Annotated in this window: 19 protein-coding genes, 2 tRNA genes and 1 other RNA gene; 12 read left to right on the plus strand and 10 right to left on the minus strand. The window is 59.5% G+C overall.

All coding sequences use genetic code 11. From position 1 onward, the window contains the following. Nucleotides 1–38 precede the first annotated feature (38 nt). From I6I72_RS06170 to I6I72_RS06180, 3 genes are all read left to right on the plus strand, one after another. The gene (locus tag I6I72_RS06170; RefSeq protein WP_049064492.1) at nt 39–605 is read left to right on the plus strand and encodes an RNA polymerase sigma factor; all 567 of its coding nucleotides are present in this window, start codon (nt 39–41) and stop codon (nt 603–605) included. Nucleotides 606–981: 376 nt separating this feature from the next. Then, nucleotides 982–2,304 carry a YkvI family membrane protein gene (locus I6I72_RS06175; protein ID WP_049145415.1) on the plus strand — a complete coding sequence of 441 codons (1,323 nt, stop codon included), beginning with the start codon at nt 982–984 and terminating at the stop codon, nt 2,302–2,304. A 233-nt stretch (nt 2,305–2,537) separates the two neighbouring features. Further along, nucleotides 2,538–3,857 (plus strand): YkvI family membrane protein, encoded by a 1,320-nt coding sequence (locus I6I72_RS06180; protein ID WP_049145418.1) that lies wholly within the window; start codon nt 2,538–2,540, stop codon nt 3,855–3,857. A gap of 97 nt (nt 3,858–3,954) precedes the next feature. Here the strand turns inward: I6I72_RS06180 and I6I72_RS06185 are convergent, their stop codons facing one another. Together I6I72_RS06185 and I6I72_RS06190 are read right to left on the minus strand one after the other, a co-directional pair. After that, entirely contained in the window at nt 3,955–4,992 is a 1,038-nt protein-coding gene (locus tag I6I72_RS06185) for an aspartate-semialdehyde dehydrogenase (RefSeq protein WP_005530335.1), read from the minus strand. Between the two features lie 29 nt (nt 4,993–5,021). After that, nucleotides 5,022–6,287: an aspartate kinase gene (locus I6I72_RS06190; RefSeq protein WP_049064497.1), complete on the minus strand. Its 1,266-nt coding sequence runs from the start codon at nt 6,285–6,287 to the stop codon at nt 5,022–5,024. A 301-nt stretch (nt 6,288–6,588) separates the two neighbouring features. Between I6I72_RS06190 and I6I72_RS06195 the strand changes: the two genes are divergently transcribed. Next, nucleotides 6,589–7,446 carry a DMT family transporter gene (locus tag I6I72_RS06195; protein ID WP_049145421.1) on the plus strand — a complete coding sequence of 286 codons (858 nt, stop codon included), beginning with the start codon at nt 6,589–6,591 and terminating at the stop codon, nt 7,444–7,446. A gap of 42 nt (nt 7,447–7,488) precedes the next feature. Here the strand turns inward: I6I72_RS06195 and I6I72_RS06200 are convergent, their stop codons facing one another. Further along, a complete protein-coding gene (locus tag I6I72_RS06200) occupies nt 7,489–8,655 on the minus strand; it encodes a mannosyltransferase family protein (RefSeq protein WP_049145422.1) in 1,167 nt (388 codons plus the stop codon). A 340-nt stretch (nt 8,656–8,995) separates the two neighbouring features. On the opposite strand from I6I72_RS06200, the gene leuA reads away from it, so the two are divergent. From leuA to I6I72_RS06230, 6 genes are all read left to right on the plus strand, one after another. Further along, a complete protein-coding gene (gene leuA, locus I6I72_RS06205) occupies nt 8,996–10,813 on the plus strand; it encodes a 2-isopropylmalate synthase (RefSeq protein ID WP_049159618.1) in 1,818 nt (605 codons plus the stop codon). Nucleotides 10,814–10,892: 79 nt separating this feature from the next. Then, complete coding sequence (locus I6I72_RS06210; RefSeq protein WP_005530346.1) at nt 10,893–11,774, plus strand: hypothetical protein; 882 nt, start codon at nt 10,893–10,895, stop codon at nt 11,772–11,774. Nucleotides 11,775–12,043: 269 nt separating this feature from the next. Continuing rightward, entirely contained in the window at nt 12,044–13,618 is a 1,575-nt protein-coding gene (locus I6I72_RS06215) for a hypothetical protein (RefSeq protein WP_049159613.1), read from the plus strand. A 56-nt stretch (nt 13,619–13,674) separates the two neighbouring features. Continuing rightward, the gene (locus I6I72_RS06220; RefSeq protein ID WP_201807701.1) at nt 13,675–15,243 is read left to right on the plus strand and encodes an exonuclease domain-containing protein; all 1,569 of its coding nucleotides are present in this window, start codon (nt 13,675–13,677) and stop codon (nt 15,241–15,243) included. 45 nt (nt 15,244–15,288) lie between these two features. Next, nucleotides 15,289–16,575, plus strand: a complete 1,287-nt coding sequence (locus I6I72_RS06225; RefSeq protein ID WP_049145430.1) for a Mur ligase family protein — start codon at nt 15,289–15,291, stop codon at nt 16,573–16,575. Continuing rightward, nucleotides 16,568–17,347, plus strand: coding sequence for a type 1 glutamine amidotransferase (locus I6I72_RS06230; protein ID WP_005530354.1), 780 nt, complete (start codon nt 16,568–16,570; stop codon nt 17,345–17,347). Before I6I72_RS06225 ends, I6I72_RS06230 begins: the two co-directional genes overlap by 8 nt. Before the next feature lie 124 nt (nt 17,348–17,471). Here I6I72_RS06230 and recR read toward each other — a convergent pair whose 3' ends face one another. The 6 genes from recR to ffs all read right to left on the minus strand — a co-directional run bounded on the left by recR (nt 17,472) and on the right by ffs (nt 23,331). Next, entirely contained in the window at nt 17,472–18,128 is a 657-nt protein-coding gene (gene recR / locus I6I72_RS06235; RefSeq protein WP_005530356.1) for a recombination mediator RecR, read from the minus strand. 98 nt (nt 18,129–18,226) lie between these two features. Further along, the gene (locus tag I6I72_RS06240) at nt 18,227–18,577 is read right to left on the minus strand and encodes a YbaB/EbfC family nucleoid-associated protein (protein ID WP_049064510.1); all 351 of its coding nucleotides are present in this window, start codon (nt 18,575–18,577) and stop codon (nt 18,227–18,229) included. Between the two features lie 64 nt (nt 18,578–18,641). After that, the gene (locus tag I6I72_RS06245; RefSeq protein WP_049145435.1) at nt 18,642–21,260 is read right to left on the minus strand and encodes a DNA polymerase III subunit gamma and tau; all 2,619 of its coding nucleotides are present in this window, start codon (nt 21,258–21,260) and stop codon (nt 18,642–18,644) included. A gap of 56 nt (nt 21,261–21,316) precedes the next feature. Continuing rightward, the gene (locus tag I6I72_RS06250; RefSeq protein ID WP_220182252.1) at nt 21,317–21,679 is read right to left on the minus strand and encodes a suppressor of fused domain protein; all 363 of its coding nucleotides are present in this window, start codon (nt 21,677–21,679) and stop codon (nt 21,317–21,319) included. Between the two features lie 183 nt (nt 21,680–21,862). Beyond that, nucleotides 21,863–23,134, minus strand: coding sequence for an aminotransferase class I/II-fold pyridoxal phosphate-dependent enzyme (locus tag I6I72_RS06255; protein WP_049064517.1), 1,272 nt, complete (start codon nt 23,132–23,134; stop codon nt 21,863–21,865). 100 nt (nt 23,135–23,234) lie between these two features. Beyond that, an RNA gene (ffs, locus tag I6I72_RS06260) (signal recognition particle sRNA small type) lies at nt 23,235–23,331 on the minus strand. A 184-nt stretch (nt 23,332–23,515) separates the two neighbouring features. On the opposite strand from ffs, the gene I6I72_RS06265 reads away from it, so the two are divergent. Continuing rightward, nucleotides 23,516–23,604 (plus strand) — tRNA-Ser (locus I6I72_RS06265). Between the two features lie 325 nt (nt 23,605–23,929). Then, a tRNA-Ser gene (locus tag I6I72_RS06270) sits at nt 23,930–24,018 on the plus strand. A 76-nt stretch (nt 24,019–24,094) separates the two neighbouring features. On the opposite strand, the gene I6I72_RS06275 is transcribed toward I6I72_RS06270, so the two are convergent. Beyond that, nucleotides 24,095–24,619 (minus strand): methylated-DNA--[protein]-cysteine S-methyltransferase, encoded by a 525-nt coding sequence (locus I6I72_RS06275; RefSeq protein WP_049145441.1) that lies wholly within the window; start codon nt 24,617–24,619, stop codon nt 24,095–24,097. Between the last annotated feature and the right edge of the window lie 2 nt (nt 24,620–24,621).

The raw sequence follows: 24,621 nt of genomic DNA on the forward strand, positions 1-24,621 counted from the left end.
ACAGCAAAGTCTGAATCAACTGTCATACTGGTAAGTTCATGGTGGTGAAACACCACTCCGAACATGACGACGCACGCGTCACCGACCTTGCCCTCAGGGCTGGTCGTGGCGACCGCGCGGCGCTAACGGAGTTCATCAAATCCACGCAGGACGACGTGTGGCGGCTACTCGCCCACCTAGGCGGCCCGGAAATCGCCGATGACCTCACACAAGAGACCTATTTGCGGGTCATTGGTGCCCTCCCCCGCTTTGCTGCGCGTTCGTCGGCACGCACCTGGCTCCTATCCCTGGCACGGCGGGTCTGGGTGGACAACATCCGGCACGACATGGCTCGCCCGCGCAAGTCCGCCACGGAGTATGAGGACGCGGCGGCCCAGGCCCCAGCAATCGAGAATTCAGGCACGTGGAGCGATTGGATCGACGCACGTGCGCTTATCGACGCCCTCCCTGCCGACCGCCGCGAAGCCCTCATCCTCACCCAGGTCTTGGGCTACACCTACGAAGAAGCAGCCAAGATCGCCGGCGTGCGCGTCGGCACGATTCGCTCGCGCGTGGCTCGCGCTCGCAAGGACCTTATTGAAGGAACCGATCCTTCCACAGACTAATAGCCTGCGGTCACAAGGTGAACACACGTAGACGGTGGCCGCTGCCTACCACCTACGAGAAGGGCTGCACACACAACGGCGCTTGTTACTTAACCACCGCTGGAGCTTCACAGGATTCCCAAGTACAAGGAAATCGTTATCTACTAGTTATCAGCACCGCGATATGGCCATAAAGCCTGCGCTTTTGGGACTGAATACTGAACGGATTTCATAATTTTTCACGAAATAACCACTATTTGGCTGGCAGTTCCCAGGCAAACGAAAGTAACCTGGTTAAAGACACACGTGACAAATCGACAGTCGACCCGACCCAGCGCGCGATAAGACGCGCGCATTTCTTTTGCTCGGCGCGTGTGGGAATGCGAGAAATCTCCTCATGCTGAAACGTGCATTGGCTATCTCCATGGCGTTTATTGGCGTCATTGTTGGCGCAGGCTTTGCATCCGGCCAGGAAGCGATGCAGTACTTCGTAGCCTTTGGAAACCAAGGATTCTGGGGCGTCGCCTTAGCCGCAGGTTTGATGCTCATCACGGGTATCGCCATTTTGCAGTTGGGCTCCTATTTCCAGGCCTCAGAGCACACCGCAGTGTATGACAAAATCTCGGGACCGATTACATCCAAGATTCTCGACTGGTCCACCATTGCGACCCTTTTCTCCATCGGCTTCGTTATGTTTGCTGGTGGCGGCTCAACCATCAGTCAGCAGTTCCCCGAGGTCAAGCTGTGGATCGGCGCGACCATCATGTTGGTGCTGGTTCTTCTCGTGGGCTTACTTGACGTCGACCGAGTCACTACCGTCATCGGTACCATCACGCCGTTCGTCATCTTTTTCATTGTGTTGGCCACCGGCTACACCATCGCGACTGCTGACGTTGACTTCGCACAGCTCAATGACTTTGCCGTCAACAACGTCGACACCAGCCTTTCTCACTGGTGGCTTGCTGCACTGAACTACACCGGCCTGAACGTTATGTGTGCTGTGTCCATGTCCATCGTCATTGGCGGCAACATCCTTGATAACCGCGCAGTAGGAATTGGCGGCTTTATTGGCGGCATCATCTACCTCATCCTGCTCACCCTTTTGGTTGTCTCCTTGTTCATGGTGGCGCCGCAGGTCAATGGTCAGGATCTACCGGTGCTTGCACTCATCAACACTCTTAATCCGTCGCTCGGTTACATCATGACGTTCGTTATTTACGGCATGGTATTCAACACCGCGGTCGGAATGTTCTATGCGCTGGGCAAGCGACTAACCCGCAAGAAGCCAAAGCTCTTCTACCCTGTTTATGCCGCTTCCTGTGTAATCGGCTTTATTTTGTCTTTCATTGGTTTCCAGTCCCTGGTCAGCAATGTCTACCCAGTCCTGGGTTACTTGGGATTGCTCATGATCGCTGTGATGGTGTTCAAATGGATCACCAATCGTGACAAAATCACGTCGGAGAGCAAGCGCCGTCATCGTGCGCACATCTTGGTCCAGCGCAAGCTAGACCCGCGTCAACGATTCACCAAGAAGAATCAGAAGGAGCTCGCAAAGCTCGCGGCCGCTTCCAATATGAAGACCGACGAGTTTGAGGACGCCATCGCCGAAGAAATCCACGAGGAGCTCGAGGCAGATGAAGAGCTCGAATACGACCGTGAAGATCCTGATCCTTCCGTGGTCTTCGTCGAGCACACCAAGCCGGAAGTTCCACGAGACTAATACAAAGCTCTCTCCTCTTCCTGCTTAAGCAGACCTTTCCAAGGCGTATGAGTTGGCCTAACCCAGCTCATACGCCTAATGTTGTACAACGCACACGTGATAAATCGAACGTCGAACCGGTATTGCGCCACCATGGCAGCAAACGCCTCGCACACAAACTGCACGCCTGCAAAATGATGAGCGCGGACTTACCCTCCCGGCGCGTGTGAGATAGCGAGACTCCCCCACACCTTATGTTTAAACGCGCAGTGGCCATCTCTATGGCCTTCATTGGCGTTATGGTCGGCGCTGGTTTTGCCTCCGGCCAGGAAGCCATGCAATATTTTGTTTCCTTCGGCACGCTTGGATTGTGGGGGATGGCGCTGTCCGCCGCCCTCATGATCGTTGCTGGCATCGCCTTCCTACAGCTTGGATCCTATTTCCAGGCTTCGGAGCATACCGCCGTCTACTCCCAAATCACCGGGCCGATCACCTCGAAAATCCTTGACTGGGCCACCATTATCACGCTTTTTGCGGTGGGCTTTGTCATGTTCGCCGGCGGCGGCGCCAACCTCGCCCAACAATTCCCTTCCCTGGCAACGTGGGTGGGCGCCTTGATCATGCTGGTGTTGGTGCTCATCACGGGGCTTCTCGACGTCGATAAAGTCACCGCTGTCTTAGGCCTTATCACGCCTTTTATCATCGTCTTCATCGGCTTCGTCACTATCTACAGCTTGGTAACGAACCAGACGACCTTGGAAGAAGCAAACAACTACGCCATCCACAACGTAGATCCCGCAATTGCTAATCCGTGGATCGCCGCCCTTAATTACACCGGCCTAACCGCTATTTGCACCGTTTCGATGGCCATTGTGATTGGTGGAAACTTCCTAGACAACAAAACCGTCGGCCTAGGCGGTGTTATTGGTGGCGCTATTTTCCTGTTCATGCTGGCGTTGCTGGTCTGCGCCCTATTCTTTGCCGCACCGCAGGTAAATGGCCAGGCAATGCCTGTCCTAGCGTTGATTAACACCATCCACCCCGCTCTGGGTTACGCAATGACCTTTGTCATTTACGGCATGGTTTTCAACACCGCAGTGGGCATGTTCTACGCGCTGGCTAAACGCCTGACGCGCGGCCATGAGAAGCGCTTTTACCCCGTTTACCTCATTACCTGCCTCATTGGCTTTGCGCTGTCCTTCGCTGATTTCAAGGAGCTCGTCGGACTGATTTATCCAATTCTCGGCTACGGCGGCTTGGTGGTCATTGCCACCATGCTCTTTGGCTGGGTTAAAAACCGCGGCAAGATGGTAAAGGAATCAGACCGCCGCACGCGTGCTCGTACGCTGGTCCAGCGCCGCCTTGATCCGCGTGAGCACTTTACCAAGAAGAATGAAAAGGAACTGCGCACCTTGGCCACGGCCTCCAACATGGAAACTGCGGAGTTTGTCGATGCCGTCGAAGAAGAAATCCACGAGGAGCTCGAGGCAGATGAAGAGCTCGAATACGACCGTGAAGATCCTGATCCTTCCGTGGTCTTCGTCGAGCACACCAAGCCGGAAGTCCCAAAGTAAGAATCCGAAGTAAATAACTAAAAAGGAGCTTGTACATCCGTTTATTGGATGTACAAGCTCCTTTCTGTGTTTTATGGCTTTGTATTAGGTCCGCGCGCTAGACCAACAACTCAGCAATCTGAATCGTGTTCAAAGCCGCGCCCTTGCGAAGATTATCGCCGGAGACAACCAGCACGAGGCCCTTGTTGTCATCCACGGACTGATCCTGTCGGATGCGGCCCACCAGGGACTCATCGATGCCTGCAGCAGCAAGCGGGGTTGGAACGTCGACGACCTTGACACCGGGGGCGTCGGCAAGCAGGCGGCGTGCCTCGTCCGGGGTGATTGCCTTGTCGAACTCCGCATGGATGGTCAGGGTGTGGCCGGTAAATACCGGGATGCGCACGCAGGTGCCAGCAACCTTGAGCTCAGGAATACCCAGGATCTTGCGCGACTCGTTGCGCAGCTTCTGTTCCTCATCGGTTTCCTCAGAGCCATCATCAACCAAGTTGCCAGCAAAAGGCAGCGCGTTGAAGGCAATCGGAGCAACATATGGGCCAAGCTCATCCTCAGAGACCTCCAGAACAGAGCCATCATGGACGAGCTCTACGTTGCGATCTCCAATCTCGGCAGCCTGCTTGGCCAAGGCCTCAACGCCAGCCAAGCCAGAGCCAGAAACTGCCTGATAAGAAGACACGTGCAAACGGTTCAGGCCAGCAGCATCGTGCAAGACTTTAAGAACCGGCATTGCGGCCATGGTGGTGCAGTTCGGGTTAGCAATGATGCCCTTCGGCGGATTCTTTGCCTCCTCCGGGTTTACCTCAGACACGATGAGCGGGACCTCAGGATCCTTGCGGAATGCAGAAGAGTTATCCACTACAGTTGCACCAGCAGCGGCGAAGACCGGGGACCAATCGCGCGAGGTAGCGCCACCGGCGGAAAACAGAGCAATGTCTACGTCAGCAATGGAGGCCTCAGTGACCTGGGAGAGATCTTCAACCACGATCTTTTCACCACGGAACTCCAGCTCCTGGCCAGCAGAGCGCGGTGACGCAAAGAAGCGCACCTTATCCGCAGGGAAGTTTCGCTCTTCAAGGATGGAGCGCATTACGCGTCCTACCTGGCCGGTAGCTCCTACGACTGCAATGGTGGTCATGAAAATTTCCTTCTTTCCCTGAAATGTTTTTAGCGGCCCGTACCAGCGTAGACGGTAGCTTCTTCTTCGCCCCCCAGCTGGAACTTCTCGTGCAATGCCACAGCCGCCTTATTGAGGTCAGTCTCGCGGACGAGCACGGAGATGCGGATCTCGGATGTGGAGATAAGCTCCATGTTGACGTCGGCGTCACGCAGCGCTTCGGTGAAGTCTGCGGTAACACCCGGGTGAGACTTCATGCCTGCACCGACTAAGGAAACCTTGCCCACTTGGTCGTCGTAAAGCACGTTTGCCCAGTGACCCTCGTTCTTGAGCTTGGTCAAGATCTCCATCGCGCGCGGGCCATCGGCACGCGGGCAGGTGAAGGTGATGTCGGTGGTGCCGGACTCCAGGGAAGAGACATTCTGCAGGACCATGTCGATGTTGATCTCGGCCTCGGCGATGGCGCGGAACACCTTCGCTGCCTCACCCGGGCGGTCCGGGATGCCCAAGACGGTAACCTTGGCTTCAGAGTTATCGGTCGCGATGCCAGTGAGTACTGCTTCTTCCACAGGGATATCCTCCATTGAACCGGCGATCAAGGTGCCGGGGTCGTTTGAATAAGACGAGCGAACTCGCAGGGGTACGTTGAATGCGCGGGCGTATTCCACGCTGCGCAGGACAAGAATCTTGGAGCCGACGGCCGCCATCTCCAACATCTCTTCGAAGGAGAGCTTCTCCAGCTTCTGCGCATCCGGCACAATGCGTGGGTCCGCGGTATAAACACCATCGACGTCAGAGTAGATCTCACAGACATCGGCTTGCAGCGCCGCCGCGAGGGCCACGGCGGTGGTGTCGGAGCCGCCGCGACCCAAGGTGGTAACGTCGCGGCTTTCCTTATTAACGCCCTGGAAACCAGCGACGATACAAATCTTGCCCTGTTCCAGAGCCTCAGTAATGCGGCCCGGCGTGACGTCCACGATGCGCGCGTTGCCGTGGCGCTCAGTGGTAAGCACGCCGGCTTGGGAGCCTGTAAAGGACTGGGCCTCCGCGCCAAAGGACTCTACGGCCATGGCCACCAAAGCGTTGGAAATGCGCTCACCCGCAGTCAGGAGCATGTCCATCTCGCGCTGCGGCGGCACTGGGTTTACTTGGGCTGCCAGATCCAGCAGCTCATCGGTGGTGTCCCCCATGGCGGAGCAGACAACAACCACGTCGTTGCCCGCCTTCTTGGTAGCCACAATGCGCTCGGCGACAGCACGGATGCGCTCCGCGGTTTCGAGGGATGAGCCTCCGTATTTTTGAACGATCAGGGCCACGTTGGGATATCCACCTTTCACTGTGCGTTTCCCGCGACAGGCTATAGCCACAGGGCCGATAAGCCCTGCTATACCTGTCGTGCATTAGTCAGTTGTCCATGCTACCCCGGCGAGGTACTTTCTTTCACAATATGTGAAGGGGATCAAAGTGTTTTTATTCACCAATCATGCATTGCGCCGTATTTTTAGCGCCGCTCCGCCACCATAACGCAGCAACCCCGCAGCTGCCCGCAAATACGGAAATCACTGCACACGCCTGAATCATTCGTTATATTCACGGCGCCTTGAGTACGGTGGTGGGGTGTTAAGCAATCTCTTGGCGGTCTTGTTCGCCCTCGCCTCGGCCCTCACCGTGGCGTGGGGAACCGTCATCCGCCACCGGATCGCTCTCGAAGCGTCAAGTTCCGTCATGCGCACAGCCATGGGCAACCCCTTATGGTGGGTCGGCACCCTAGCAGCAGTGGTGGCCTATTGCCTGCAAATCATCGCTTTAGGATTCGGAACCCTGCTGGTGGTCCAGCCCATTTTGGTGCTTTCCCTCATGTTCACGCTCCCCCTTTCCGCCTGGTACTCCAAGCGTGCGCTGTCATTTCACGAGACCTTCTGGTGCGCGGCGCTGACAATCGCTGTGGGCGTCTTGGTGGTCTACGGCCGTCCCACTGCCGGCAATCCCCGTCCCTCCCTCAATGAATGGTGGCCGCCGCTTGTGTGTGGTGCCGCTGGTTTGGCCCTTTTAGGTCTGTTCGCCTGGCGCTACCGTGCCCGGCGTGCGCTCGCCCTGGGAACAGCCTGCGGCGCGCTCTATGGCTACGTCGCACTCTTGTCCAAGTCCGTGGTGGACATTTTCACCAACGATGGGCTGTGGCAGCTCGCGCAATCGTGGCAGCTATACGGCCTCGTCTTTCTGGCTGGAACAGGCACGGTATTACAACAGTATTCTTTCCATGCCGGCCCGCTCGCGCAGTCGCTTCCTGCCATGACCATCATGGAGCCCATCATCGCCTTCAGCTTGGGTTATGTAGTGCTCGGCGAGGAATTCCAAGTAGATTCCATCACGGGCTGGTCCGTGATGGCCGCCGCCTTGGCCGTCATGATTCTAGCAACGATCGTCCTCTCTCGGCGGCCAGTGGGACGTGCCCAAGTGCAGGCCGATAATTAGCTCGGCCCGGCCAGCGCGTTATAAATCGCCCCTTCAAAACTGCTAAATCGCCCAGTCAAAAACAGCCAGCATGTGCGCCGAGAACCAGGCGCCACCAAGCACCACTGCGCCCATTACAAAAGCCATCTGACGGGAGCTTGCCCACTTACTCATTTCGATTGTCCACGGAATAAAGAGCACGGCAGCCGGAAGCAGAAGGCGTGGGCGCGAGTGCATGATTCCGTCCGAGAGCAGCACGTTAGCTATGAGCGCTGCCGAAAAGAGCCACACCGGCAGCGGAAGCTTGCGCCAGGCAAGCACCAACAGAATGGGAGCGCCAACGATGACCGAGGTAGATAGCAGAAATCCTGCGTGATCCGCGGTCATCAGCGTGGATTTAACCCATTTAAAGGTGGCCACGCCGAAGTCGAACTGTGAATTCCAGTGTTCTTTCTGAATTCCAAAATATCCACCGGCGGAAGCTAGGTAGTGGTTGGCCATCGTGAGATAACCCAGCAGCGGCAACGCCGAGGCCACCAGCGCCACCCACGCCTTCCATTCCCGTGCACCCCACAACAGCACAATCACGCCGAAGACCAAGATCACGTCCACCGAGGTCAGACGAACGGCAGAAAGCGCAAAGACAAAAAGACCCGCGAGCAGCCATTTCCGGTCAATGAGCGCAACGAGCGCCCACATTGTCAACGCGCCAAACAGCGCCTCCGTGTACGGCATCGCGAAGACGATGGACATCGGCGCTGAGGTCACCGCGATTGCTGCGGCCACGCGTGCCTTGAAGTCCGCACCCATGCGCTGCGCGATTGCCATAACACCTGAGGCCATAACCACGGTAAACACAAAATTCAGGAGGATAGCGGCGATGGGTTCCGAAAATCCCAGGAAACTGACGAGCTTAATGAGTAAAGGAAAACCCGGAAAGAAGGCCATCGTCGTTTCATAAACGTTGCCCTCGGTCGCAATATCGGCGTTGAAGTAGCCGGCGCGTGCAATTTCTGTGTAATATACGGCGTCCCATTTATTGAGCAGGCCCCACAAATTATCATCGTTGGCCTTGGCAAACATAGCGAGCACAGCAATGCGCAGGATGTTTCCTAGGACGCCCACGCCCAGGGCCGCGATCCAATCGCGCTGACGCTCGTGCTTGACGACGTCGCCAAGCGCATTGCTTTCCGCTTCCTCACCGAGACCTGTTTTGCTCGCGTTCTCCACAATGGATAATGCTATAGGTTAAGCGCCCGCCGCCGGCAATATGCCGCATTAGGCTGGACGAATCTTCCAGATTTCGCATTCTCCTCCCCCAAGCCACACCCTCATTTGTCTCACCCCATGGGAACACTTGCCACGGAATGGGAAGCACGTTAGTGTGATCCACATGACTACGCGGCTGATCCTCCTCCTTATTTGCCGCGGCGGGAATTAGGCCTTGATAATCTTGCGGCCAGCGTCCCGTCGCGGTGTTCAGTGATGCGCATTCAGCCGCCATTGCCACAGCTGGCCGTGAGACACAGCTTCCACAAACCTTTCAAAACCTTCAAGGACCTTATAAAACATGTCTCCCAACGATTCCTTCATTTCTGCACCTCGCGAGATCACCACTCCTAACGGCCCATTCGGCGAGAACCAGCCCGCATGGAACAAGCAGCGCGGCTCCTCGATGCCGGTTAACCGCTACCTGAGCTTCGCCGAAGAGGTCGAGGATATCCAGCTGCCGGACCGCACCTGGCCTGACAAGAAGATCATCTCCGCCCCACAGTGGTGCGCTGTGGACCTGCGCGACGGCAACCAGGCGCTGATCGCTCCAATGAGCCCGCAGCGCAAACACCGCATGTTCGACCTGCTGGTCAAGATGGGATACAAGGAAATCGAGGTAGGTTTTCCTTCCGCATCTCAGACGGACTTCAACTTCGTGCGTGAAATCATCGAACAGAACAAGATCCCTGAAGACGTCACCATCCAGGTTCTGGTTCAGGCCCGCGAGCACCTGATTCGCCGCACCTTTGAGGCTTGCGAAGGCGCCAAGAACGTCATCGTTCACTTTTACAACTCCACCTCCAAGCTGCAGCGCCGCGTGGTCTTCCGCAAGGACCGCCCGGCCATCAAGAAGCTGGCTACCGATGCCGCCGCGCTCATCAAGGAGATCGCCAAGGACTACCCAGACACCAACTGGCGCTGGGAGTACTCTCCTGAGTCCTTCACCGGCACTGAGCTGGACTTCGCCGTCGAGGTATGCGACGCCGTCGTAGACATCATGGAGGCCACCCCGGAGCACCCGATGATCATCAACCTGCCTTCCACAGTGGAAATGATCACCCCGAACGTCTACGCCGACTCCATCGAGTGGATGCACCGCAACTTTGCCAAGCGCGACTCCATCATCCTGTCCCTGCACCCGCACAACGACCGTGGCGAGGGCATCGCCGCAGCCGAGCTGGGCTACCTGGCGGGCGCCGACCGCATCGAAGGCTGCCTGTTCGGTAACGGCGAGCGTACCGGCAACGTGGACCTCATCACCTTGGGCCTGAATATGCTGACGCAGGGCGTCGATCCGCAGATCGATTTCACCGACCTGCCCGCCATCCGCGAGACCGTGGAATACTGCAACCAGCTGCGCGTTCCTGAGCGCCACCCCTATGGCGGCGAGCTGGTCTTCACCGCTTTCTCCGGTTCCCACCAGGACGCCATCAACAAGGGTCTGGATGCACTGGCCAACGAGGTTCGCCCTGGCGCCAACAACACCGAGGTCTCCTGGGACGAGCTGCGCGAGACCGTCTGGGAGGTTCCTTACCTGCCCATCGACCCGAAGGACGTCGGCCGCGACTACCAGGCTGTTATTCGCGTGAACTCGCAGTCGGGCAAGGGCGGCGTTGCCTACATCATGAAGACGGATCACGGCATCAACATGCCGCGCGCCATGCAGGCGGAGTTCTCCGCTGTGGTACAGGAGGTTACCGATACCGAAGGCGGCGAGGTCAACTCCAAGAACATGTGGGACATCTTCGCCACCGAGTTCCTGGACCGCGAAGCACCGCTGGCGCACAAGACCTTCCTGATCGATAACTCGCCTAACGACGACTCGGAGGCAAAGGTCACGGCAACCGTCGAGTACAACGGCTCCGAACATGTCATCTCCGGCCACGGCAACGGCCCGATTGCGGCCTACGCCAACGCTCTGGAACACCTCGGCATCGACTTCGAGGTCATCGAGTATTCCCAGCAGTCCCGTACCGCTGGTGACGACGCTGAAGCAGCTTGTTACATTGCTGCCGATGTCAACGGCACCCAAGTGTGGGGCGCGGGCATCGCAGGCTCAACCACTCGAGCCTCGATCTTCGCCATCAACTCTGCGGTCAACCGCGCACTGAACTAGCCGCATCTGCACACCCCTCCCCGACTGCGCGCCTAGGCCAAAGCCCCGCGGATACGGTTTAGGTGGTAGAAGTCGAAACATGACTTCTCCCCTGTATCCCATCCCGCACCTTGGCCTAGGCGCAGTTCAGTCGCTTCCCGTTTGGGATGCCGCTACCGCGCCCTCCGATCCTGAGAAGCAACTCGTTTCCCTCACGCGTCTGACTAACGGCGGGTGGGATGTCATGTCCGGCGAAGAGAAGCTGGGCTCGATCGCTGCCCGCGATGCTGCAGAGTATCCAGAAATTGAGCTGCTTTTCGACGCCGGCCTAACCCCCGCCGTCACTTTTCTCCACGGCACCCAGCCCGCCATCCTTCTACCACGGCCAGGCCTATGTTTGCCCGCCAATAACCCGCCGAGTTCCCCGTGGGCAATACTGGATTATGCCCCCGCTATAAGCGTTCACGACATTCCAGACGACGTGGATATTCCGCACTACGGCCGCATCCACCTTCTTGTCACCCTGCGAACCGCCGAATCCGATCCCCACAGCATCAGCGCATACTTAGGGCCGCAATTCATCGCAACGCTAGACGACGCCCCCGCATACCTTTCTGCGATCATCACAGAAAATGCCGCAGATGGGCTGACCACACTAGCGCATGCTTACCACTACCCCCGCCAAAACGGGCGCGTGCTTAACATTTACGCCTCTAACGCCGTCTCCCAAGAATCGCGGGAGGGAACGGGCCAGGAACGTCTTTTAGCAGAACGTACCGCCACCACTAGCGTTGCCGCCGAGACTTTCGAGACGGCCAGTTTTAAAGCCATCACCGATACAGACCTTTCCCGCATCGATCGACTCCCCAGCACAAAAGGTGATGCATCACCCAAGCCGGGCAGTCCTAAACTCTGGCTCATTCTTATTATTTTGACTGTCGTTGCATTAATTTTGTCAACTGTATATATGGCTGCCCACTAAACATTATTCGTTAGGCGTAATATGCTTCCCCCACTCGCAAAGCGTCAATAGTCCCAGCTAAAGGCCAGCTTATACGTTTGAAAACTATTCATTTTCGAAGTAAGATTTCTACAGATCACTAACGTTTGCGTGCATTTTAGTGAATAGTGAAGCTGTCACCGGCAACTCCACCCCAATGCTTGCCGGTGATTGCAGTATTTGAATACTTAGTTTTATTAAACCCCGACTTTTTGGCTCAGCCGGTACCCCCTATAAGAAGGCGAATATTGATGAAGTCGACCAACTACATGGTCCCTGACCATGGTTTTGGCAATGTCAATAACATTCCCATCCAAGAAGTAAACCCTGACTTCTTGGTGGACCTTATGGAAAAAACGGGCACCGATCAACCAGAAATCAAGGTCAATTTGAGCGGTTCCTCCAAAGAAGGCTTCAGGGTCCGCTATCAGGACACCACGATCGGCCACCTCGAAAAGAGCGACGTCAGCGCTTATACCGAGCTGGACTGGATCATTGATGCTGGCCTGCATCCACACGTCACCGCTCGCATCGCGATGGTCGAAATGGACGGCGAACAGTGGCCTTCCTTTGACGTTCAGCTCCCAGCCCCGGGCCTATGCGTGCCTGCAAATAACCCCCCAGCTGAGCGATGGGCCTTGCTGCCGGGTTCAACCCCTGCAACCATCACTAATTTCCAACCAAAAATGGACGTGCTCCCCGAGGGAGCCGAGCACTTCCTCGTCACGCTCCATGCCCGCCGTTTCCTTGGCCGCCGCGCTGTAGCTGTTCTCGTCGACGGAGTACAAATTGCCTCTCTGGACCGCGAAGATGCCCGTCGCCTTGCAAACACGGTGCTAGAGTATCAGCAAAACGGCCTCCTTGCAGTCGCTCACGCCTACTACTGCATGGAGGAATCCAAGCCGAGCTTGGTTGTTTATGCCGATGCTGAGGATAAAGCTAATCGCGCAGTCGTAGCTGGCACCCTCACCGCAGCGTCAATGGGCCTTTCTGCTGTTACAGCTGCACGTGCAGAGGCAGCAGAGCACGCAAACATCCACTTCTTCGGGTCCACCAACAATCAAGTTGCAGCCCTAATGACTTCCAAAACTGCTTCTACGGCTCTCATGGGCAGCAACATTGGTTTAAAGCTGGTGGCGGCTGCAAGTACCGCGGTCATTGTTGGTGGCGGGGCAAACTTTGCAGCTTCCATGTTCTCTGTAGACAAGCAGGAACACGAGGAAACAGCTGCATTACAGGGAGAATCCTTCGACGATTCCTCCTTCCAAGACGAAGTCACACCGTCCCGCAATACTTTGGGCAATAAGTCCCATTCCAGCTCATCCGTTGCTACAGCTCCTGGCACCGAAAGCCGAGGCGGATTCCGCACTATTGAAGAGGACTCTGACTCCGCTTCCAACAAAAATGGGCACCGAAACGTAGCTACGCGCATCCAGGCGAAGGCGATTGAACCGACGCCTGAGCCTGCAAACGAAGACGTACCGCAGGTCACTGAAACTGCTGTAGTTCTACCTGCACCTCGTACTACTGCGCCCCGCAAGTCAGAGACCACCGGCCCGGCACCTTCGGTTGAGGTTACAACCGCACCCCCAAGCACTGTGTATACCAAGGAGCGCGCAGTCGACCATCCGTCCACCACCGACGCCCCTACTACGAGCCGCGAACCAAGCACTCCGCAGCCACCTACGTCCGAGATCGTCCCGTCGACCACGCAACAAACCACGCCACCGTCGACCAAGCAGCCAGAACCTACGCAGCCCTCAAGCCCGGCCACACCGACTAGGCAGGTTACAACGACGGTAATAACTATCATCATCCGCCCCTGAGTCATACGCTCGCCCGTTGAGCGGTTTCGCGCGGTCTGGGTACTACACTGATAAGAATGAGCATGACCCCCGGCCCTGATTCAGCCCCCGCGCCTTCTCCGGCTGCGCTGGCCACTGGCCACCCGCGCACTCCCGGCCGGGCTTCCGCTCCGAAACCCGGCCCCAAGCCGCAAGCACAACCGCCTAAGCCTGGGCCGCAGACGCAAAACTCCGCGGCCAGCACCCCTGCTTCCACTGAGCAAGAGCCAGCGCACAACCACCGCGAGCCCAGCGCGCAAGAAATCGCGCAAGCCGAGGCCGTGGCCGCGCATCCTTTCGTCGCGCTCACCGTCCAGACCACAGGCATTCACCCCTCCACGGCTCGGCTCGTTGCAATCGACGCCCTAACCTTCAACGCGCAAGGCGAAGTCGGCCAGGAATTCCATGCTGTTGTCAACCCTGACATAGACCCCGGTCCGCGCCACCTTCATGGCCTGACTCCCGAAGAGGTCGCTAGAGGCCAAGCCTTCTCCCGCCTTCTCAAGCCCTTGGACCGGCTTATCGACGGCCGCACGCTCATCGTCCACGACACCCCCTTCACTTGGGGCTTCATCGTGTCCGAGGCCCGCCGCGCCATGATGGCAGCGGCCCGCCAGAATCGCTCGCGCAATCGCAATCGCAACAAGGGACGCCGTCGCCGTCAAAAGGTCGGACACGTTCCCACCCCGGTCACCATCGTGGATACTCTCGCCACCGCGCGCCGACAGGGGGTATGGGAGAACGACATTAGGCTGGCGGCCGTCGCCAAGCGCAGCGGACTCGATGTACCGCCACCCACCGCAACTACGCAGCGCGCGCAGCGCAGCGAGGCGGAGACCTCCCGTGAGGCTACGCACCTGCTGTACCGCCTCTACCGCCTCCAAGCAGGCAAGACGCTGAGTACGTACGCACCTGACGAACTGCGCGCGGACCGCTTTGGGCTGCAGCGCTCACACGTGCGCGTCGACGCCGCGGAAGCTCCGCGGCAGCACCATAACCCGGGCAAGTACCAGCCGGGCAAGGAGCTGCGCCGTGGCATGGAGATCGTGGTCGCCCCGGAAATCTTGGAAGATCCGGACACCATCATTTCTGCGCTTGGCCGTGAGGAGCTCAACTACTCGGAAAAGCTGACCCGTGAGACTTCCTTGGTGGTTTGCAACGTGACCACTGACCTGGTGGGCAAACCGATGCACGCGCACCGCAAGGACATCCCCCTGATGTCTGACACGGCCTTCCTCGCCGCACTCGAACGCATCGAGGAGGCCCAGGAGCCGGAGCCAAAGAAGGAGCAGTCGAGCCGACACGCACACGTTCCGAACAGCAACAATCGCCGTTCGAGCAACGCTAACCGACGCCGCTCCCGCCGCAAGTCTTCCTCCGCAACAGGCAAGCCAGCCAATCCCAATGCACAAGTTGCTGAGAACAAGCAGGATGCTGCGCACAGCACGCAACACAACCCACAGAACAAACCGCAGAACAAGTCCGGCTCTGGAAATGGCAACAAGCGACGTCGCCGCCGCGGCGGACGAGGCGGACGCGGACGCCGCGGAGGGAACAACTCTGCGGGGAATAACTCTGCAAAGAATCAAAACTCCGGACAAAACTAGGCGCGCGAGTCCCGTCCGGTGCGCTGACGCGACTACCCTAAGGGCATGAGTTTTAACCTTTCTGGCACGTTGCAGTCTCTGCGTACCAACGCCGCCACTACCGCCGCCAAGCTGGCCACCACCGCCTCCCGCGCCACCGGCCGCGGAGCAGGCGGAATGATTGGTGGCCTCGTTGCCGGCGCTATTGACCCACAGATCATGGCCCACCTCGGTGGCGACCGCCCCGCAGTCCTGGTTACTGGCACCAACGGCAAGTCCACCACTACCCGCATGCTCGCCGCCGCCGTGCGTGCTGAGCACACCGTGGCCACCAACGACGGTGGCGACAACATGGATGCCGGAATCATCTCTGCATTGCTGGCCGGTAAAAACGCCAGCCGCCTCGTCCTCGAGGTCGACGAGCTGCACGTTCCGCATGTGGCGGACAAGCTCAACCCGCAGGCTTTGGTGCTGCTGAATCTCTCCCGCGACCAGCTGGACCGCGTGGGCGAGATTAACAAGATTGAACGCGCCCTGCGCGGCGCGGTTGAGGCGCACCCGGACATGCTCATCATCGCTAACTGCGACGACGTCCTCATGACCTCCGTGGCATACGACGCCAAGAACGTCATCTGGGTTTCCGCTGGTGCCGGCTGGCTCGGCGAGTCCGTGACCTGCCCACGTACCGGCGGCCACATCATTCGCGACGGTGAGGATTGGCGTGCCGTCAAGCCGCTTGCCGACGGCCGCGAATTCCGCCGCCCCGCTCCCACCTGGTCCGTGGACCAAGCTGGACTCCACACTCCGCAAGGTGAGCGTGCATTGAACCTCGCCCTGCCTGGCCGCGCCAATCGCGGCAACGCCGCCCAGGCCATCGCTGCTGCCGTGGAGGGATTCGGCGTGGACCTCGACAAGGCGCTTTCCGCCACCGAGTCCGTTGCCGACGTCGCCGGCCGCTACTCCACCATCACCCTTGGTAACCAGAAGATTCGCCTGCTTTTGGCTAAGAACCCGGCCGGCTGGCAAGAGGCGCTGTCCATGGTGGACCGCACCGCCGAAGGCCTCGTCATCGCCACCAATGGCCACGTCGCTGACGGCATCGACATGTCCTGGCTGTGGGACGTGAAGTTCGAGGACTTTGCGAAGCTGGCAGTCAAAGCTTCCGGCGAGCGCGGCACCGATCTGGCTGTGCGCTTGGTTTATGCCGATATCTCGCACGAGCTCATCCGCGATCCGCTGGAAGCCATCAAGGCCTGCCCTCCGGGTCGCATCGAGGTTCTGGCTAACTACACCGCTTTCCGCGACTTAAAGAAGGCGCTTGAGCGCGAAGCAAAGGAGACCACCAATGACTAAGCTGCAGATCGGCCTCATCCTGCCGGATGTTTTGGGCACCTACGGCGACGATGGCAATGCTCTAGTCCTGCGTCAGCGCGCCCGCATGCGCGGCCTCGAGGCGGACATCATCCCGATCAAGCTGGGCGAGCCAGTGCCGGATTCCCTCGACGTCTACACCCTTGGTGGCGGCGAGGACGTGGCACAGATTCTCGCTGCTGAGCACCTCATCGCAGACGGTGGCCTCACGCGTGCGGCCAACGCAGGCCGCCCAATCATCGCCATTTGCGCAGGCCTACAGGTTCTCGGTGAGTCCTTCCGCGCCTCCGGCCGCATTATCGACGGCGTGGGGCTTATCGACGCCACCACCGCTTCCATGGCCGAACGCGCCATCGGCGAGGTCTCCTCTGAGCCCACCCGCGCTGGCATCACTGCGGAACTCACCGAGCCTCTCACCGGTTTTGAGAACCACATGGGCGCGACCATCCTGGGCCCGGCTGCGCAGCCGCTGGGCAAGCTCACCCGCGGACAGGGTAATGCCGACACTGCCGCTACCGCGGACCTTGCCGATGCCTCCGAGCAGCGCACAGCCGAAGGCGCCGTTCAGGGCAGCGTCATCGCTACTTACATGCACGGACCAGCACTAGCCCGCAACCCGCAGCTCGCTGACCTGCTGCTGGCCAAGGCCCAGGGCATCGCTTTGGCGGATCTCGAGCCCCTCGACATCCCAGCCGTGTCCCAGCTGCGCACAGAGCGCTTCAACGCTTCGAAGCCGCCGCGCTCGCAGCTCTAGTCACGCAACTGCGGGCGCTCAGCTGACGCTCGCGGCTTGCCTTAGCCGCCCTAAATGCCAAATCGTCGCCATTTTCGCGCAACTTAGCGCCACAATTCGGCAATTAGGGCGGCTGCTAAGACAGCTACACCGTCAAACGACCCGACAGCGCGCGGGACAGCGTCAGTTCATCCACGAACTCAAGGTCGCCACCCAGCGGCATGCCGGATGCGAGGCGGGTGATCTTTAGGTCAGGGAAGTCTCGCAGCAAGCGGACTAGGTATGCCGCGGTGGCCTCGCCCTCGGTATTCGGGTCCGTGGCGAGGATAACCTCTTTGATCTCCGGCGTCGTGTCGTACAACGGCGCGTCCGGAGTGGAATCCGCTAGCTCTCGGTCCGGCAGCACGCCGCCGATGCGCTGCAACAACGCAGAAATATTAAGGTCCTTCGGGCCGACGTTGGCCAGGGGGTCCAAAGCACCGCCCAGCACGTGATAGCGGCCGTTGTACTCGCCAGTTCGCTCGATGACCTGGATGTCTTTAGGCTCCTCAACCACGCATATGGTCGAGGCGTCGCGTTGCGAATTCACGCAGATGCGGCACACCTCTTCGCGGGAGATATTGCAGCAAATGCGGCAGAAGGTCACGCCGTCGCGCACCGCACCGAGGGCGTTTTGCAAGCGATCGACGTCCTCTGGATCCATGTGCAGCACGTGAAAAGCGATACGCTGCGCCGACTTTGGGCCCACGCCAGGCAGGCGTGAAAACTCGTCGATGAGATCCTGCAGAGGTCCTTCGAACACGATTCTCCCTAATAATTAACGACAAAAGGCCGCCGCCCCGAACCGGGACAACGACCTTTTAGTTTAACGTGCGACTACTGATTGCCGCCGAAGACATCCTAGAAAGACAAGCCGTCAAAGCCCTGCTGACCCTGGCCCATGCCCTGGGACAGCGGGCCAATCTTCTCCTGTGCGAGACGACCAGCCGCAGCGTGTGCTTCCTTGAAAGCGCCGATAACGAGGTCCTGGAGGGTGTCAACGTCCTCAGGGTCCACAACGGACTTATCGATCTGGAGGTCAACGAGCTCAGCACCACCAGTCATAACGACCTTAACCAGGCCATTGCCAGCGGTTCCCTCAACCTGCGCGGCGAGGATTTCTTCCTGTGCCTTCTGCAGCTCAGCCTGCACGCGGGCAGCCTGTGCGAGCAGATCGTTCATGTCATTTGCCTGGGACATTGGGTCAGTCATGGAAAGTCCTTTCAAAAGTAAGTTCTCTAAGTTTTTGCTACCCGCCAAGTGTACAGATGCACGCCTACAAGCGCCGTGCTCCGAGTTCCTTGGCAAGCAGCTCCATCGCCACCTCAGTTGAACTGCGATGATCCATCTCACCGGCGTTTTGAGCTTCCTCCATCATCTCGCGCTCTTCGTCATCGCGTGAGTAGGTCTGTTGCGGTGGTTGCGCAGTGCTTGCCGACGCCCCCATCTCCTGGTTCTGCTGCCCCAACCCCGGTTGACTGGGCTGCGGGTCAGCTGGATAGTACTCCTCTGGTGGTGCCTCAAAATCGTCTTCCGGCGCTGGTTCGGGCGGCAGCGGTACACCGTTGCCGAAATGCGGAACTTTGTTGAATTCCTCGTCACGCTTCTGTGCCACCTGGGAGGCCTGCGCGATTCGCGAACGCCAGTCACCACCCTGCTGGGATGACTGTTGTGCCGGCTTCGCCGCTTGCTGACGCGGGGCCTGCAGCTGCGCAGGCGGAGTAGCTTGCGGTGCAGGTTGATGCGCGCTTGCCGCCGCTGTGGCCGCCGCCGCAGCCTCCGATGCCGCAGCCGGTGTCACTGGCCCGGGGCTCTCTTCGCGAGCAGGCTCGTTGTTCTGCGTGCCGATAGGTCGCGGTGCTCCCCACGGATCATCAGATGCAAACGCAGAAGCGTTCGGAGAAGCGTTATCGGCAGCGCTTGCCACCTCAGCTCCTCCAGTCTCCGGAGCCGCAGGCTGTGGCCGTTCCGGCTGCACTGGCTGAGATGCGCTGGCAGACTGCTCCGATTGCTGCTCGGGTTCAGCCTGCGGACTAGGCCTCTCAGACTCCTGTTCTGGCTCAGCAGACTCGCGCTGTTGCTGGTTTGGGTTCCACGTTGGCTGCTGCCGCGGAGTGCTTTCGCTAAAGCCTGCTGCCTTCGGGTTGGTACCAATAATGCAGTTGACCTTGATGTCACGGTGCAGCTCTTCCTTAAGAACTGCCACGATCGCATCGTTGTTGGACGGCGAATTGATTCGCTCCGCAAGGGCACCCGTGGTGTGTCCCAGAATCAATGTGTCATCACGGAAGCCAAGCACGCGCGCCTCAGCGAGCATGATCTCTGCAACCTTGTTGCGACGCCCCACGGCCGCGCGAAGGTTCGACCACTGCGAACGCACTTGCTCCGCGACATCAACTGCATGTTCCTGCGCTGGCTCCTGAACAGACTGCTGTGCCGGTTCCTTGGCTGGCTCCGGAGCAGACTCCTGTGCAGGTTGAGTCTCGGTTCGCTGCTGAGGCGCCTGTTTGGCGCGCTCGACTGACTGTTGCTCGGACTGCTGCGGCTGAGCCTGCGGCGTCTGGGCCTGCTGCTGTTGTTGCTGCGCCTGCTGCTGAGCCTGGCGGTTGCGACGGGCAGCGATAATGGCGGCAGCTGCGGCTGCTGGGTCTTGGGCTTGGGCAGTAGCGGGTGCAGGTTGGTTGGAAGCTGCGGTATTTGCGTGGCTGACAGCAGGCGTTCCAGCGGAGGCACCTTGCGGTGAGCCAACAGGCATGCCCGTGGGCAGCGCAACCGGCTGGCCAGCCGCGACTGCTGCCGGAGCCGAGCCCACGAGTAAGTGAGCGCAGAGAATCTCCAGAAGGAGGCGCGGCGAAGTCGCTCCTCGCAACGAAGAGATACGGCTGTTTACGGTCTCAGCCAGGTAGGCCAGCTGCGGTCCGGTGAAACGCTGTGCTTGGGCAAGGAGGATCTCGCCGCGATCGGTTGGAGCGGAGACCAACCCGGCTTCCAAAGCACCCGGAACGGCCTGCAGGATCATCAAGTCGCGCAGACGATCGAGCAGATCAACGGCAAAACGGCGAGGTTCGTGGCCGGCTTCGATGACATCGTCGACAAGCGTGAACAAACCCGCCTTGTCCTGGTTAGCCAGCGCCTCAATCGTGTTGTCTAGAAGACCGAGATCGGTCACGCCCAGGAGGGGACGGGCGACGTCGTAAGTAAGCCCGTCAGGACCCGCACCCGCGAGCAGCTGGTCCAAAATGGACAGCGTGTCACGCGGGGAACCACCGCCGGCCTGAATGACCATGGGGTACACAGTGTCATCCACGTGCACGCCCTCAGCAGCCACGGTGCGCTCCAGCAAGCCCTTCATCGCGGGCGGGGTCAGCAGGCGGAACGGGTAGTGGTGGGTACGCGAACGGATGGTGCCGATGATCTTCTCCGGCTCCGTGGTGGCGAAGATGAAGATGACGTGCTCTGGTGGCTCTTCAACCACCTTGAGCAGAGCATTCGCACCCGAGGCGGAAATCATGTGGGCCTCGTCGATGATGAAGATGCGATACCGCGACTCCGCCGGCGCGTAGTAGGCGCGGTCGCGCAGCTCACGCATGTCCTCAACACCGTTGTGTGACGCCGCGTCGAGCTCCGTCACATCGAGATTGCCCGGGCCGCCCGGGGCCAGGGACACACAAGAATCGCACACTCCGCACGGCGTGGACGTCGGCCCCTGCTCGCAGTTGAGCGAACGGGCCATGATGCGCGCAGAAGAGGTTTTACCGCAACCGCGCGGACCGGAAAAGAGGTAAGCATGGTTGATTCGCCCTGCGTCGAGGGCAGCGGATAAAGGCGTGGTGACCTGCTCTTGGCCGACCACTTCCGCGAAAGTTGCTGGACGATATTTCCGGTATAGAGCCACGGTTAGTCAGTCTACATTCTGCCGCGGACACTCTCCCCCGCTGCGGGCGGAACAAGCTAACCGGCGCGCTTCCAATCCAGGATGTCCACGCCTTGCTCGGCGACTGCTTCCTGCAGCTTGGCGACGCCTTCTTCCACCGCGTACGCATACTCCGAGTCGGTAAGCATGAGCAGTTGGCACACCAGCGTCAAGCGACCTTCTTCGGGCAGCTGCGGGACCTGCCCGCCCCACAGATAAGGAGCGATGAGCAGGCCATGGTGCACGCTCAGCGAATCTTCGGCGAGGACCTCCGGCAGCATCACGCCTGGCTGCGCGGGCAAAAGGCCCTTGGCCTTGGTGAGTTTGTCCGCGGCCGCGACGACTGCCGCAGCCACCTCCGGCTGGGTGGCGCGCGCTACGGTCAACAGCTCGCAGCGCACGTCGACCCCCTGCTCCGCATGCTTAAGCCCGGTGTCGACGTCGCCGAAGGTGGTGGTGACGGCGAGGGACTGGGCGTCGTCAAGCGCAGCTAAACCGAGCCTGCGCCCCTCGACGTTCTTAAACTCCAGCTGGGCGGGGATGGCCTGGTCAAGCCAATAAGCAGTCTCGTCGGAATTGATGGCCTAAGCCCCCAGCTTCTCCAGAGCGGCGAGCAGGACGCAGGTAGCGACGCCGTCCATCGCAGCCTCAACCTCTTCCTGCGGAGGCAGGGACGGAGCGAGGCGGATATTGCGGTCATTCGGGTCCTCGCCGTACGGGAACGCGGAACCGGCCTTGGTGAGGACGATGCCGGCGTCCTTGGCTAGCTCCCAGACGCGGGTAGCGGTGCCGTCAATGACGTCGAGGGAGATGAAGTAGCCGCCCTTTGGCTCGGTCCACTTGGCAATCTCGTACTCGCCGAGGCGGGACTCAAGGATGCGCAGGACCGCGTTGAACTTCGACGCCAGCAGCGCTGCGTGGCGGCGCATGACCGCGCGAACGCCCTCTGCAGAGCCGAAGAACTGGTGGTGTGCCAGCTGGTTGATCTTGTTCGGGCCGATACCGCGGATCTTGGCGTGGGAGAGGTACCAGTCGAGGTTCTCGCGGGAGGAGGCGAAGAAGGCGACGCCTGCGCCGGCGAAGGTGATTTTGGAGGTCGATGACATGGCCCAGAAGCGGTTCGGGTTGCCGGCCTCTGCGGCAATGTCGAGAATCGGCAGGATCTCTAGGAATTCGTCGGTGAGGGTATGAACGGCGTAAGCGTTATCCCACACGATGCGGAAGTCAGCAGCGGCGGTCTCCATGGAGGCCAGCTCCTTGGCTACCTCTGCGGAGATGGTGACGCCGGTTGGGTTACCAAACATCGGGACGGTCCACAGGCCCTTGACCTGTGGGTCCTTGACCAGTTCCTTGATGGCGTTGACGTCAGGGCCGTCTTCTAGCATCGGCACGGAGATGAGCTCAAAGCCAAAGTGCTCGGTGATTGCGAAGTGGCGGTCGTAGCCCGGAACCGGGCAGATCCACTTGATGTTTTCTTCCTGCGACCACGGGCGCTCGGAGTCGTTGGTGCCGAAGGCGAAGGCCCATGAGATGAGGTCGAACATGATGTTCAGGGAGGAAGAGTCACCGGCCAGCAGCAGGTCTGGGTTGGTGTTGGTCAGCTTGCCCCACAGCTCGCGAAGCTCTTTGATGCCCTCGAGGTTTCCGTAGTTGCGCAGGTCATTGCCCGCTGCGTCGGTGTAGTTGCCGGCGCCCGGCAACTCAAGAAGGTCGTTGGACAGGCTCAGCTGGGTCTTGGCTGGCTTGCCACGGGTCAGATCGAGCTTCAGGCCCTTGGCCTTGAGCTCCTCGTAGTCCTTACGGACCTGTGTTGCGAGGTCATCGAGTTCGGACTTTTCGAGATTGAGCAGCGACATTCCTGTCTACCTTCCGGGTTAGTTGCGGGTAGTTGCGAATATATGGCAACCAATACTAACGCTTGCGCGCAGCTTTTGTAATGCCTATCACCCAGAAAACTTAAAAGGGACCCCGCGCACCCGTCAGAGCCTCCTGACCCTTGCTGCATTCCTGCCCTGGGGGAGTTCAGAGGATGGACGCCACGCGGAATCCTGCCGATAAGCCTAGCGTGCTAGCCACGCTCGCGGCAAACCGTTATTCTTTCCGTCGCTGCGGCCCCGCTCCTCCCACCACTATGGCCACTGTTACGGCTACTCCACTAGTGCCGGACGCAGGCCGGCCCACCCGGCGTGCGGTCTATGAATTTTTCCTTTGGGCCTGCTCGTGTAGAGTCTTCCAACGGAGGATTCGACTAGCGGCCTATGTCACACGCCTGGAACGCGTGCGGGAGTCACATCCCTCAGGGGTTCAAATCCCCTATCCTCCGCCACAGGTCCCAGCTCTTCGGAGTTGGGACCATTTACGTTTTCTTGAGTCCGGCGGCGTGGAAGGGCCAAATGGTGAGGTACAGATGGTGAGTTCGCCACTCAACAGCCCCAGCAGTTAACAGCACCCCCATCCGTAAAGGGTCGACCTCACCATTTGGACGCTGGGCTCGCACGGATTGCACTCAGGCCGCGGGATTCACGCTCAGCCCGAATGGTTTGCACTCGGCCCGCGTGGCTCGCGAGCGGCCCACGCAATTTGAGGGCCATCTTTCCCCTATTGACCTGCGGATTTTGCCACTCCAGACAAGGCTGATAATGTTTTCCAACGGAGGATTCGACTAGCGGCCTATGTCACACGCCTGGAACGCGTGCGGGAGTCACATCCCTCAGGGGTTCAAATCCCCTATCCTCCGCCACAGGTCCCAGCTCTTCGGAGCTGGGACCATGTTTCGTTTTCAGCAGCCAGGAGCTGCAGCGCTGACAAGGCGAAGGTCAGAACTCCAGCGCACCGTTTTCCAAGCGCAGCAGCAACTCCTTTGCGGCCACGCCGCCACGGTAGCCACCGAGGCTGCCATCGCTGCGCAATACGCGGTGGCACGGCACGATGATCGGCACGGGGTTACGCGCGCAGGCGCTGCCCACGGCGCGGACGGCCTTGGGGTTTGCGGCAGCATCGGCAAGCTGGGCATAAGTGGAGGTTGCGCCGTACGGAATGTCCGACAGGAGTCTTTGCACGCGCTGACGGAAGCCCGAGGTGAGCGACTCATCGATGGGCACACTGAAGGTGCGGCGCGCGCCTGCGAAGTACTCGGCGAGCTGCGTTACGGCAAGAGTCAGTCCTGGGCTGGTGCCCTTGGACACCGGGCCGATCTTGCCATTAAGACGTGCCAGCACTTTCGCAGAGTCTTCGCATGCGAAGGCCAGATAGACCACACCCCACTCAGTCGCCGCCACGAGGAGTTCGCCCACAGGCGAGTCGACGTAACGATAGGTAACTGAGCGGGGTGTAGATGCCATGC

Source organism: Corynebacterium striatum (genome assembly GCF_016728105.1).
Classification (GTDB): domain Bacteria; phylum Actinomycetota; class Actinomycetes; order Mycobacteriales; family Mycobacteriaceae; genus Corynebacterium; species Corynebacterium striatum.